The sequence below is a fragment of the Paenibacillus sp. FSL F4-0097 genome, from assembly GCF_038593125.1.
Lineage (GTDB): Bacteria > Bacillota > Bacilli > Paenibacillales > Paenibacillaceae > Paenibacillus_AQ > Paenibacillus_AQ odorifer.
In genome coordinates this window covers 4,485,366-4,498,903 of the sequence record NZ_CP151965.1, presented here as the reverse complement: position 1 = coordinate 4,498,903, position 13,538 = coordinate 4,485,366, and the positions used below count along the sequence as shown (strand labels likewise).

The following is a 13,538-nucleotide window of genomic DNA, read 5'->3' as shown; positions in this document are numbered from 1 at the left end:
AGTATCACTTTTTATAATGAAACCGATCAAAACAGGTTAAATCATACTGTTTTGATCGGTTTTTACGTACTATATAGATACTTTTTCAATAAATTACAATTATTAGGTTAAATCGACATCATTGATCGTTTACAATTATTGTGATAGCCTGATTTCATGAGGTACGGATCATCAGAAGATTTCATGTTTAGGAGAGGTGGATATTGTTGCAACTACAGGTAACGAACAGTCCTTTTAACGAGAGCCAAGTGGAGCTACTCAATCGTCTTCTACCATCCTTAACGGAGACACAGCAAATATGGCTTAGCGGTTATTTGTCGGCCATGGGCCTTACTACTGCACCATCGGCAGGTGCCGGGGTTCAAGCAGTGCAATCAAATGCGATAGGAAATGCGGAAGGTAGTGCCGTTAGTCAACCTGTAGCTTCACGTGAAGTGACCGTGTTGTTTGGGTCCCAGACAGGGAATTGCCAACGGCTGGCTGGGAGCTTGTCCCGCAAGCTGGAGGAGCAAGGATTTCAGGTCACGCTCACTGCGATGAACAGCTTTAAGCCCAATGCACTTAAGAAGGTTGAGAACCTCCTATTGCTGGTCAGTACTCACGGTGAAGGCGAGCCGCCAGATAATGCACGGATGTTCCATGAATTTCTCTATAGCAAAAGAGCCCCTCAATTAGAGAATCTGAAGTTCTCAGTGTTGGCACTGGGGGATACCTCCTATGAATTCTTTTGTCAGACCGGCAAGGACTTCGATCAGCGGCTTGAGGAACTTGGCGGCAAGCGGTTAAGTCCGCGTATTGATTGTGATCTTGATTATGATGATTCGGTTACCGAGTGGTTTGAAGGCGTGATTGGTGCCTTAAATGCACATTTAAATGCTCCGGCCATTGCGGCAAAAGCGGTTCAAGCTGCGGAAGACACAGATTCTCAGGAGCCTTTGTATACCCGCAACAATCCTTTTAAAGCGGAAGTATTAGAAAATCTAAATCTGAACGGACGTGGTTCCGACCGGGAGACCCGCCATTTGGAGCTATCACTAGAAGGCTCTAACATACAATTTGAGCCAGGGGATGCGCTGGGTGTCTACCCGGAGAATCATCCTGAATTGGTAGACGCTATTATTCATACTATGGGCTGGAATCCTAATGATATTGTTCCATTTAATAAAAAAGGGGAAGAAGGTTCCTTACGTGAGGCACTTCTTCACCACTATGAAATCACTGTATTAACCAAACCGTTGCTTGAGCAAGCGGCGAAGTTATCTTCTTCTAACAAACTAAAGGATTTATTGGCGCCAGAACGTGCGCAACAGCTTAAGGAATATATTCAAGGCCGCGATCTGCTCGATTTGGTTCAGGACTTCTCTCCATGGGAAGGTTCAGCCAGTAACTTTGTGACTATTTTGCGCAAGCTTCCAGCACGACTCTATTCAATTGCTAGCAGCTATAAAGCTAATCCAGATGAGGTTCATTTAACGGTTAGAGCTGTACGTTATGAGGCACATGGCCGTGAGCGTTATGGGGTCTGCTCGGTACATTGTGCTGAAAGAGTCCAGCCGGGAGATACGTTGCCCATCTACATTCAACATAATCCTAACTTTAAGCTTCCAACAAATCCTGATGCGCCGATCATTATGATTGGACCGGGGACAGGCGTTGCACCCTTCCGCTCTTTCTTGGAGGAACGTGGCGAGCTTGGGGCGGAAGGTAAATCATGGCTGTTCTACGGAGATCGGCATTTCGTGACGGACTTCCTCTATCAGACGGACTGGCAGAGAATGCTAAAAGACGGCTTGTTAACTAAGCTGGATGTTGCTTTCTCCCGTGATACCGAAGAGAAAGTATATGTTCAGCATCGCATTCTGGAAAAGAGCCGCGAGGTCTACGAATGGCTGCAAGCGGGAGCTCATATTTACATTTGCGGTGACGAGAAGCATATGGCACATGATGTTCATTCTGCTCTGATTACTGTCATCCAGCATGAGGGTGGGCTGAGTCCTGAAGAAGCAGCAGCTTATTTGGATAATATGCAGCAGGCGCAGCGCTACCAACGTGATGTTTACTAATGGATAGAGGAAAGTTATCGAATGACTTCGGGGGGAGATAACAACAATGGCAAACAATGAAAAGGTTAAGCCGATCGGCGGGCCTCCAAGTGATGTTGAACACATTAAGCAAGAGAGTAACTATCTGCGGGGCGCGCTTGTTGAGACATTAAGCAATCCGATTACCGGAGGTTTGCCGGAAGATGATAATCGGCTGCTGAAATTTCACGGAAGTTATATGCAGGACGATCGGGATTTACGCAATGAGCGTGAACGGCAAAAGCTGGAGCCTGCATTTCAGTTCATGCTTCGTGTAGTTGCCCCAGGCGGGGTAGCGACACCAGAGCAGTGGCTAGTGATGGATGATTTGGCACAAAAATACGGTAATGGGACCTTACGTCTGACTACCAGACAGGCGTTTCAAATGCATGGGGTACTCAAATGGAATCTTAAGAAAACCATTCGCAGCATTAATGATACGCTGATGACGACGCTGGCAGCTTGCGGCGATGTTAACCGTAACGTAATGAGTAATCCGAATCCTTACCAGTCAGAGGTGCATGCAGAGGTCTATGAATGGGCGCGCAAAGTGAGTGATCACTTATCCCCACGTACTCCCGCCTACCATGAGATTTGGCTAGACGGTGAAAAGGTAGTAGATAGCTTAGGCGAACGTGCGGAAGTAGAACCAATCTATGGTCCGGTATATTTACCGCGTAAATTCAAGATTGGCTTAGCGGTGCCACCTTCTAATGATGTGGATGTATTCTCGCAAGATCTGGGTTTTATCGCTATTCTGGAAAATGAGAAGCTAGTCGGCTTTAACGTTTCTGTAGGCGGCGGTATGGGGATGACTCATGGCGATACCAGTACTTATCCTCAGTTGGGACGTATTATTGGTTTTTGCCGTCCCGAACAGTTGATTGATGTGGCAGAAAAGACCGTAACGATCCAACGGGATTATGGCAATCGCTCTGTCCGCAAAAATGCACGGTTCAAATATACGATTGACCGCCACGGTCTGGAATGGTTCGTAGATGAACTGCATGAAAGACTCGGATGGCAGCTTGAAGCAGCACGTGATTATCATTTTGATCACAACGGAGACCGTTACGGCTGGGTGAAGGGTACCAACGGAAAATGGAATCTGACACTTTATATTCAAAGCGGACGGATTCATGACCAAGAAGGATACACCTTGATGACTGGCTTGCGGGAGATTGCTAAGATTCATACTGGAGATTTCCGGCTAACGCCGAATCAGAATCTAACGATTGCCAACGTCACTACTGCCAAAAAACGCAAAGTAGCTGAGCTGGCTAAACAGCATGGACTTACAGATGGAGCACATCTTTCTGCATTGCGGCGCAGCTCCATGTCCTGTGTAGCACTGCCAACCTGCGGGCTTGCGATGGCTGAAGCGGAACGTTATCTGCCTTCGTTGATAGATAAGCTGGAGCTTGTTATAGATAAAGCTGGTTTGCGCGACGAGGAAATTGTAATCCGGATGACCGGCTGCCCTAATGGATGTGCTAGACCGGCGCTGGGTGAAATCTCGTTTATCGGCAAGGCTCCAGGCAGATATAATCTGTATTTAGGAGCAGGCTTTACGGGTGATCGCCTGAATAAAATGTATAAAGAAAACATAGATGAGAAGGAGATCCTAGAGACGCTTGAACCTATTCTTCACCGATATGCCAAAGAACGTCAACAAGGTGAGCATTTTGGAGATTTCGTGATCCGTGCAGATTATGTTAAAGCCGTTACCTCTGGGCTTAATTTCCATGACTAAATGAAAGTAGATTTAAAAATGTCCCGGGGCCAGTTGGATGGCCGCCGGGGTATTTTTTGTGGTTTGGGCGTAGTTAGGTGCGCGAGGTGTCGTGTCGTACACAAAATGCTCCAGAGGTAAAGACGGTAGACAAGAGTAAATGAGCAGCAGATAAGCAGCAGATAAGCGCATACGAGTAGTAGATGAGCGGAAGATGAGTAGTAGATGAGCGATAGTAGAGCAGTAGATGAGCGCGACGAGCGGCAGTAGACTAACAAGGTGACGGACTCAGGAGCCCTTATTTTCTGAAACCTTGCCAATTTGCAGAGTATTCGGACACCAGCGCTGTTATGGGTATGAAAAGAGGCCGAAATAGGCCTTTTTCAGAGGAATAGCGTCTCTCCAGTCCGAAAGTTGCTCAAAACGGCTTAAATTGCACAAATAGCGTCATCTGAGTCCGAAAACCACAACCGAGTGTTCAAAAAGTAAAGAACGGCAGATGAACAGCACATGAGCGGCAGATGAGCGATAGTAGATTAACGTCAGAGTAATGAAAGAGTCGAATTAGATAGTGTGAAAGAGTGAAATCAGATCAGTAGGAGCAACAGTAGAGTAGTACGCAGAATAGCCAAACAAAAGAGCAGCAATCGACTAGCGGAACAATAGACGAGCAATAGTAAACTAACATCAAAGTAGTAACAGTCCAGCAGCAGACTAATCCAGCAGTAGACTAACAGCAGTAAATCACTGTTGACTGACAAATCTAACAACAGTCATCTTTTGAGCTACTATAAGTAAGCATTATCCTAACATCTGCGCTACAACAGATCTAATTTTAAAAACCAGCAAGTCTCCAATCTTGGGAGGCTCGCTGGTTTATGTTTTTAAGGAGCGATGCCGGAGATCAGTACATCGTTTTGATACAAGGTTACTTTGTTCCAAGTGCTGAAGGAAACTTTGGTTGGGTCGAACGAATAGTCATTTGCTTCATTGAAGTTAGACCAGTCGCTTTTATGCACTCGTAATTGGATTTCTCCTGACTGTCCACCAGCAGGTATGGAGCCCGCGCTAGCGTTGAAAGTAAGCTCAACGTAAGAGTCGGCGTTCGTTCCACTAGTGGACCCAAGGGCAACCGATATATTAGAAGCACCGATCTGCGCCCAATCGATCACACCATTGAGGGAGGCGCTTCCATCTTTAGTAAAGTAATAACGAATTTTCAGTCCATTTAGATTGACTGCCGTTGTTCCGTTGTTATAAATGTTGAAGTAAGGTTTGATTGAGTTATCTGTAGCATTGGTATCTGCTGCACGGTAGTAAAGTGCCAGATTACTGGATGGCGAGCCGGTAGGAGTGGCTGTAGGTGTTACTGTTGCTGTTGGCGTAGCTGTTGGCGTTGGCGTTGGCGTTGGTGTTGGTGTTGGTGTAGGTGTAAGTGTAGGTGTAGGTGTAGGTGTAGGTGTAGGTGTAGGAGTTGTGCCACCATCCGGCACAGGTTGGTAACCAGGCGTTGTATAAATTTTATTAAGCACGGAGGTTGCTAAGGTTCCGTTTGCTCCATTAACGACTGTATTTCCCCAGTTGCTGAGTGTTCCTGCTGGACCGCTGGCTAGATCCAGATATTCGACGCCTCCGCCATTACCATACCAGGACCAGGCGAGCCATCCTACCTTTTTTTCCTTAGTGTAGCTCATAATGGTGGCTTCATCGACATCTCCACCCGTGTGCTTGTCACCGAATTCGCCGATAATCACGGGGGCTCCAATGGCCAAGGCACTATCGATATTGCTCTTAACGGTAGCAGCATTACCTCCGGCATATTCGTACATATGAATCGAGAAAATAGTATTTTTTAAGGTATCTGAATTATATACAGCCTGACCACTAGTGAAAATGGATTGTGGGTATTGACCCCATCCCGCTGCATCTACAACTAAAGTGTTCTTAATGCCCGCATTTCTTAACGCCGGAATTGCCGCTTGGTAACCACTGGCCCATGTTGCAGTGTTCCAAGAACCGTACCATTCATTAGCAATATTCACAATGACACGATCTTCTTTACCAATCAAAGCATCCTTGATGCTGATCCAATAGTTGACTGCAGCGTTAAGATCAGATGTGTTGTCTGAGCCAGTAGCATCATGCACTTCCAGCATGGCAATCAATTTATACTGATCACAAAGCTTAAGAATATTTTGGACATCCGCCAAGGTATCGAGAGACCACTTGCTGCCATTAGAAAGTACAATTCTGACGGTATTGGAGCCAGTGGCTGCAATGGCCGGTATTGCAGTAGCCAGATCGTTTTTGTACCAAGTGTGTGCATGATTAACCCCACGCATTACAAAAGGACTGCCGGTGGCATCATACAAAGTGGTACCGCTTACATAAAAGCCCTTAACAGAAGTGTTTGCTGCTGCTGCCTGCTGTTGAGGTAAAGAAATAGAAAGAGTAAGGATACTAATTAATACTAACAAACTGATTTTCCGGAACGAAAAATGCTTACTGAATTTCATCAACATTTCCTCCTTAATCAAATAGGGTTGCTTCTTAGATTATGCGTATCCTTCAGGTGGTTGCAGTAAATGCACTCAATTACAGGCATGTATCACCTCCTCAGTTATTTTGAATATAACATATAAAGGAATTTTTAGGAATAATAAATAATTTAACGATAACAATAATTTTATGTTTTATTAGAAAATAAGACGAAGTGCTGATCAGGCACTCGTCTTTCATCTAACATTATCATGAAAAATGATGTTATTTTTAGATTCAGGAAGGAAAATATAATTTTTTTTGACTAATGATTTGGATTTCTCGCGATTTTCTTTCATAATATAAAGGGTAAACTAAATACAAAAGAAGAACCGTTGCCCGAGAGCGATGAGTTCTGTACAGAAGAGGCGATATTATGATTATCATGAAAACGATGGAAGAGATCGAAAAAATGCGTGCGGCGGGAAAAATTCTCGCTGAATGTCATCGTCAAATTGCGCAAATTTTGCAGCCTGGTATTACGACCTGGGAAATTGATGAATTTGCAGAAAAATTTATATTGTCTCAAGGAGCTACTCCTGAGCAAAAAGGATATAATGGGTACCCGTACGCAACCTGTGCATCTGTAAATGATGTAATATGCCACGGATTTCCGAAAAAAGAGCCGCTAAAAGACGGGGATATCGTAACCATTGACATGGTTGTTAACTTAAACGGCTGGTTGGCAGATTCGGCCTGGTCTTACGGGATTGGCAATATTAGTGAACAGGCGACCAAACTTCTAGACACTACTAAGGAATCGTTATTCCGTGGAATCGAGCAGGCGGTTGCAGGCAACCGTATCGGGGATGTTGCGCATGCCATCCAAGTTTATGCAGAGTCTAACGGATTTTCTGTAGTACGTGATTTTATTGGCCACGGGATCGGTTCAGAAATGCATGAAGCTCCGGAAGTGCCTCACTATGGTCCAGCAGGGAGAGGGCCTCGTCTTAAAGAGGGGATGGTATTTACCATTGAGCCCATGCTGAACACAGGCAGTTACAGAACAAAAATTGATGCGGATGGTTGGACTGCGCGTACCATTGACGGTGGATTGTCAGCACAATATGAGCATACTTTGGCGATTACCCCACAAGGAACGATTATCCTGACTGAACTGTAATTTTGATGAAAAATAAAATGACCAGTCTCCGTATTGGAGATTGGTCATTTTTTATTAATCCGTAATGTTGCGAGTGTAATATTCAATGATATCTTTTCTCCTAATAATTCCAACAAATACACCCTCATTATCAATCACAGGAACGAAATTCTGATCCGCAGCGAGCGTCAGCATATCCTCCATTTCTGCATTAATGAGAACACTTTCGTTATGAACATGCTTTTGGATGTCACTTACTGGAACTTCCCCTATATTGTCAAAGGTTAAATCTGCTGTGTTTTTCAGCTTCCACAATAGATCACCCTCCGAAAGTGTTCCTACATATTTTCCTTCATTATCAATAATAGGGATAGCCGTGTAATGGTGCTGTTCTAATTGTTCTAAGGCTTCCAGCATGGATAGTGAGTTAGTGATATAGGCAACTTGATCTTTTGGCAACAAAAAAGAGGATATTTCCATCGGCATGAACTCCTTTGTATTATGTTTTTTTGATTAGGCTACTTTTATTTAAACATACTTTTGGAATGGATAGAATTTTAAATTTTCATCCCTTGAATTATAGGTAATAAGTCCTATTGAATAGAGGTCGTATTTTGTCGATTAAAGATATATTATCCTAGAGTGGAGTTGTTCAGATGGCATTGTATCGAAGGCTTTCTTTAACGTTTAAGTTTGTTATGGTGGTAAGTTTAGTAATTATTGTGATCTTTTTCTTTAGTTTAGTCGCAAACCTGGCTAATCTGCGTAGTGTGAGCATATCCAACGGTGAACTTCAGGCAGAGATCGCAGGGAAAAGTTATGCGGAGACCATTCAGAATAGAATGATAGACATTCAGTCGACGGGTGAAGCGCTCGCTGAGGTACTGATTGAATCAAGAGAACGTCAAACCTTGGACCGTGAAGATGTTGTTTCTACAATGAAAACTATGCTTGAGCACAGACCAGAAATTTTTGGGATGAGCATATTATGGGAACCCAATGCTTTTGATCAGAACGATCAGGCTAATATAAATAAGATGCCATATGATGACGGTACGGGGCGTTTTATTCCTTATGTCTTTAGAAATCAAGGTGCAATTAAGGTTGAACCCTTAAAAAATTACGATGTAGAAGGTGCGGGTGATTATTACCTTTTACCTAAAAAAGAGAAAAAACCGGTCTATATTGAACCCTATTCCTATGAGACGACTGGTGGAGCAATAGAGATGATTTCGGTCATGCTGCCGATTTTGGATAAAACGGGTGCTTTTCTTGGGACTGTAGGGTTCGATGTTTCGTTAACCCAATTGCAGGAAGAAGCTGTTAACTATAAACCTCTGGGAGGTTATGTTTCTTTAATCACTGGTAATGGCAAATATGCAGCCAATCCAAATGATCCTCAAAGTGTACTCAAAGAGTTCGGTGATACAGAAGATAAAACATTACTGTGGAAGCGTGTGAAGAATGGGGAGGCCACACTGGGATACACGATAAATTCCAAGGGAGAAGACGTGCTGCGGACTTTTGTTCCGATACCAATGCCTGGAAGTGACCAGGTCTGGTACACACAGACAGCGATTTCTAAGGATGTAATCATGGCTGATTATGAACAAGCCAAAACAGAATTTTTTATCATTATGATTATTGGTATTTTGATTTTAGCTGTTATTGTTGGTCTTCAGCTATGGTTGATGGTAGTTAAACCGCTTCGCTTGTTATCTGATAAATTGCAGCTGATGTCTCAGGGTGATTTGACTCAAACCCTGCAGGTTCGAAATGATGATGAATTCGGCAAGATGGCTACACATTTTAATCATATGACCCATAAGCTTCGAGAAATGTTTGGACTTGTTGCTGATTTATCAATGTCTGTGGGAGCTACCTCTGAAGAGCTGACAGCTAACGCTGAGCAGACTGGGAAAGCTGCTGAACAAATTGCTGTGGCAATTGGACGAGTAGCCGAAGGAGCGCAGCTGCAGAGTGATTATGCGGGTGATTCTTCAATGGCGATGAGCGAGCTGAATGTTGGAGTGCAACGGATCGCTGACTCTTCGTCATCGGTGTCTGCGTCTGCAGATGAGGTTACCGATCAGACGAAAAAGGGCAGTGCGCAGCTTCAAATGGCAGTGAACCAAATGTCAGAGTTAAAGCTGTCTGTGGATGAGACGAGTCTGGCAATCGAACGTTTAGGCGAACGATCTGCTCAGATCAGCGGGATTATAGGCCTGATTTCGAACATAAGTAAACAGACCAATCTGTTGGCACTAAATGCGGCTATTGAGGCGTCCAGAGTGGGTGAACATGGCCGAGGTTTTGCTGTAGTGGCCTCAGAAATTCGTATGCTGGCAGATCAGACTAAAAAAGCTGCCGAACAAGTTACTGCTTTGGTTGAAGATGTGGTGCAAGATACTAATCAAGCTTCACAAGCAATGGCTGTCGGCAATGAAAAAGTAATTCTTGGTGTGCAAAGTGTATCTGATAGTGATCTTTTATTTACTTCGATTCTGACAGAGATGACGCAGGTGACTGATCAAATCCAAGAGGTGTCCGCAGCTGCACAGCAGATGACCGCGGGTACGGAGCAAATTTCAGTTACAGTTAAACAATTAGCCGATCTTGCTTCGGAAGCTTCATCTGACTCCCAAAGTGTGGCAGCAGCCTCAGAGGAGCAGCTTGCTTCTATGGAAGAGATCTCAGCTTCGTCGGAGTCACTTAGCTCAATGGTGCAAGACCTGTTGGATAAATTGTCCTATTTTAAAATTTAAATTCCCTTTTCAAATTTTAGAAAAAGGGCTATCCCCTAAGCTATGAAAATGACTGCTGTGTCGAAAGCACATGCTTAGTCACTGGAAAATACGCTTAGTAACCTGCTAAGGGACACAGTAATCCTTAAACGTAGGATTATCCGATATTTGGAATGTTATCGGACTCCAGTGCAGCTATTGGCCCAAAAAATGCTTAATATGAGCCTCTTTCCAAGGAATAACGTCGCTGGTGTCCGAATTCTAGCTGTAAAGGATAAAAACATGTAAATAACGTCAACTGAGTCCGAAAGCCCCGCAGGATAATGAAAGTGTAGTTGAAGCAGACCGCGAATGACCAAAAAACGCCGAACAGCGATTCTTCGAGAACAGAAGAATCGCTGTTTTGTTGATTTTAAGATTTTGAAAGTGAGGAGGTCAGTCTCCACTCGTAGAATCACTTATGACACAGCTCCTTCTTTCTTCCCATTTTGTTCATAATGCAGAAGAGTATCTATTTGGTGTTAGCTGTGCTATAATCAATCTATCGAAAGTATTTACCTGGCGAATTCACATAGCGTAGAGGGTTATTCTTTAGACGTTAATAACCTTGTACCATATGTGAATTTTTATTTTTTTAGAGATTTTGTAAGAGATTTTTTGAGGATAAGAATAACATGTAAATAAAAATAAGGTGGTAATTATATTATGCAAACAGGAACAGTGAAATGGTTTAACGCAGACAAAGGTTTTGGTTTTATCGAGGTTGAAGGTGGAGAAGATGTATTCGTACATTTCAGCGCAATTACTGGTGACGGATTCAAGTCCCTGGATGAAGGACAACGTGTAGAATTTAACGTAGTTCAAGGCAATCGTGGTCAACAAGCTGAGAATGTTGTAAAACTGTAAGTAGTAAAATGAATCCCCAAACGTATCGTTTGGGGATTTTTTTATAGAAAGGTGGCGGATGTAAATGCAGGTGTTTGAAGACTGGAATTTAAAAGTTAAGAAAACCTTTAACGCTACAAGTAACAAGGAAGTATTGACGGTATCTGAAGCGGGAAGCTTGCTTGGGCTGTCTAAAGATCAAATGAAAAGTTATGTAGATCAGCATAAGTTGACTAAAGTTCCGATCATGAGAAGTGTCGTCAGATATCTTTTACTGAAGAGCGAGATCGATATGATTGTGAAAAAAATCTAAGATCAGCATTAATAAATAGGGTAGACCAATCCTTGATAGGATATGGTCTTTTTTTGTCTCACAAATTTCTTATAAATAGAAACTTATCGACCCGAAGATCGTCTATAATAATGGGATATTTTAGGTAACGGTGTCATCCAGTAAAAAAATATTCTCACAAGCTGGTGGTTATCTATCAAAACATTACGTGATATCTAAGGAGAAAATTATGAAACGACTAGAGTGTAAAGATTATTACAAAGCAATTGAGCCTTTAGAAAATGTGAAAATAAATACGATGTTTGCTGAGTCAGTGGTGAAGCAAGTCATTGCTGGCAGCGTATATGTTGACGATATCGTTAACCCGCGTGCTTTTTACATTGCACACCCTTGTGGAATGTCTTTATTAATTGGAGAGTCGGATAATGAAGAGTTTAAGCGCGACCTTTTTGATTACATAACCAATAAAAATATGATTCGGCATCATCAAGAAATGCTGCAGGCTGATCCAGCGGGAGGTTGGCCGGAAGTTATCGCTCATTGGAGTGAACAGGAAATGCTCCATAGAAATACAAGGGTCAACTTCAGCTTTAACCGCGAGAGATATCTGAACCAGAAAGCTTCTTATCTTAACCAAGACCTTGAAGTGGTGCGAATGAACAAAGAACGGTTTATGGCGGCAACAGGAGGTGTCAATCCTAAGGATTTTTGGAGGAATGAAGAGCAATTTCTTGCTGAGGGGCTGGGCTTCAATATTCTTGATGCTGGGGAAATTGCCTCTACGGCATTTTCGGGTTTTGTTAATGAGCATCAACTGGAAATTGGCATAGAAACCTCAGAAGCACATCGGGGGAAGGGCTATGCCTACGCTGTCTGTTCAGCCTTAATCGAATATTGTCTAGAACATCAGCTTGAGCCGGTGTGGGCGTGTCGTCTGGATAACGAAGGTTCTTTCAACTTAGCGCATAGATTAGGCTTTGAGACAACCTACATGATTCCCTATTATCGGCTGGTAGAATCCGTCATCAGGAAGGGTTAAGGATCCGAATGAAAAATAAACAGATTACCCATTCAGCTTCTTCTTTTTCTTTAAGTAGAATTGAGAAAAAGAAGGTGAAGAAGAAAACTAAGACCAGCAGGAAAAAAAAGATCTGGCTATTTATGCTTGCTATCGTACTTATTGCTGGGCTAGGATCTTATGTTTTTCGTAAAGAACTGCTGATTTTCGGATTTAATAATGTTGTGGCTCCAACTATTGAACACACGCTTGATGGGTCATACGTTCCTTTAAAAAATAATGAAAATGCTGAAGCTCCTGGATTCCAACCCACGACGGATAATAAGGATCGTCCATTTTCTATCCTCCTATTGGGTACTGATCAGCGGGGAAAAGAGAACGGGCTTTCTGATTCGATTATATATACTGTGATTCGGCCAGTTGATCATAAAGTATTGTTCGTGTCGATCCCTCGTGATTCCTATGCAGAAATTATCGGAGCGGAAAATGTTAAAGGAGCTAGGAAAGAAACCAAGATTAATGCAGCACATTCCTATGGCGGTCCTCAGATGAGTGTAGACACCGTTAAAAATTTATTAAACGCGCCTATCGAATATTACGCTACTATTAATTTCAACGGTCTTGTGGGCGTTACAGATGCTCTAGGGGGTGTTGAACTTCCGATTACCAAGGTGATTGAGAACAAGAGTCCGGATCATGAGAAATTAAGAATTGAACCGAACAAACCGATTTATTCTGGCGCTGAAGCATTAATGTATGTAAGATACCGTGAGGATTCTGATTTTAAACGAACGGAGCGGCAGCGGATCTTTTTGAAATCTGCGCTTGAACGGATGAAGAGAGTAGATAATATCCTTAATATACAGAAAATCATCGAAATAGCAGGCAGTAATTTCCAAACCAATATGAAGTCAGACTTTATTCTTGATTTGGCGAAAAGAGTAATTCTTGAAGGGGGTACTCCTGAGATCACAAGCCATATGTTGCAGGGTGAAGGCAGACGGAAGGATCAATGGTATTATATGCTTGACGAAAATGATGTGAAGCGTACCCATGAGTTGATTGAGATTTGGCTGAATCCTGACTCTACCGATATGGATCTGGCCGCAGCTTCTGCGGATGACGCAGCATAGATGTTGTGACTGA

The 13,538-nt window shown here is 43.0% G+C and carries 10 protein-coding genes; 8 read left to right on the top strand and 2 right to left on the bottom strand.

Annotated elements, in window-relative coordinates:
* Positions 1-206 precede the first annotated feature (206 nt).
* Together MHH86_RS20210 and cysI are read left to right on the top strand one after the other, a co-directional pair.
* Positions 207-2,063 (top strand): assimilatory sulfite reductase (NADPH) flavoprotein subunit, encoded by a 1,857-nt coding sequence (locus tag MHH86_RS20210; protein ID WP_340893284.1) that lies wholly within the window; start codon positions 207-209, stop codon positions 2,061-2,063.
* Between the two features lie 46 nt (positions 2,064-2,109).
* Positions 2,110-3,834: an assimilatory sulfite reductase (NADPH) hemoprotein subunit gene (gene cysI / locus MHH86_RS20205; protein WP_340892004.1), complete on the top strand. Its 1,725-nt coding sequence runs from the start codon at positions 2,110-2,112 to the stop codon at positions 3,832-3,834.
* An 863-nt stretch (positions 3,835-4,697) separates the two neighbouring features.
* Here the strand turns inward: cysI and MHH86_RS20200 are convergent.
* Positions 4,698-6,329 (bottom strand): cellulase family glycosylhydrolase, encoded by a 1,632-nt coding sequence (locus MHH86_RS20200; protein ID WP_340940601.1) that lies wholly within the window; start codon positions 6,327-6,329, stop codon positions 4,698-4,700.
* 398 nt (positions 6,330-6,727) lie between these two features.
* Between MHH86_RS20200 and map the strand changes: the two genes are divergently transcribed.
* Positions 6,728-7,474 carry a type I methionyl aminopeptidase gene (map, locus tag MHH86_RS20195; protein ID WP_036685786.1) on the top strand — a complete coding sequence of 249 codons (747 nt, stop codon included), beginning with the start codon at positions 6,728-6,730 and terminating at the stop codon, positions 7,472-7,474.
* A gap of 54 nt (positions 7,475-7,528) precedes the next feature.
* Here map and MHH86_RS20190 read toward each other — a convergent pair whose 3' ends face one another.
* Positions 7,529-7,933, bottom strand: coding sequence for a CBS domain-containing protein (locus tag MHH86_RS20190; RefSeq protein WP_038572361.1), 405 nt, complete (start codon positions 7,931-7,933; stop codon positions 7,529-7,531).
* A gap of 218 nt (positions 7,934-8,151) precedes the next feature.
* Here MHH86_RS20190 and MHH86_RS20185 point away from each other — a divergent pair, with 218 nt between their 5' ends.
* From MHH86_RS20185 to MHH86_RS20165, 5 genes are all read left to right on the top strand, one after another.
* Positions 8,152-10,218 (top strand): methyl-accepting chemotaxis protein, encoded by a 2,067-nt coding sequence (locus MHH86_RS20185; protein ID WP_339191876.1) that lies wholly within the window; start codon positions 8,152-8,154, stop codon positions 10,216-10,218.
* A 684-nt stretch (positions 10,219-10,902) separates the two neighbouring features.
* Positions 10,903-11,103 carry a cold-shock protein gene (locus MHH86_RS20180; protein WP_036685790.1) on the top strand — a complete coding sequence of 67 codons (201 nt, stop codon included), beginning with the start codon at positions 10,903-10,905 and terminating at the stop codon, positions 11,101-11,103.
* 64 nt (positions 11,104-11,167) lie between these two features.
* Positions 11,168-11,395, top strand: a complete 228-nt coding sequence (locus MHH86_RS20175) for a hypothetical protein (protein WP_036685795.1) — start codon at positions 11,168-11,170, stop codon at positions 11,393-11,395.
* A gap of 208 nt (positions 11,396-11,603) precedes the next feature.
* Complete coding sequence (locus MHH86_RS20170) at positions 11,604-12,413, top strand: GNAT family N-acetyltransferase (protein ID WP_342479402.1); 810 nt, start codon at positions 11,604-11,606, stop codon at positions 12,411-12,413.
* An 8-nt stretch (positions 12,414-12,421) separates the two neighbouring features.
* Complete coding sequence (locus MHH86_RS20165; protein ID WP_051491411.1) at positions 12,422-13,525, top strand: LCP family protein; 1,104 nt, start codon at positions 12,422-12,424, stop codon at positions 13,523-13,525.
* Positions 13,526-13,538: the final 13 nt, after the last annotated feature.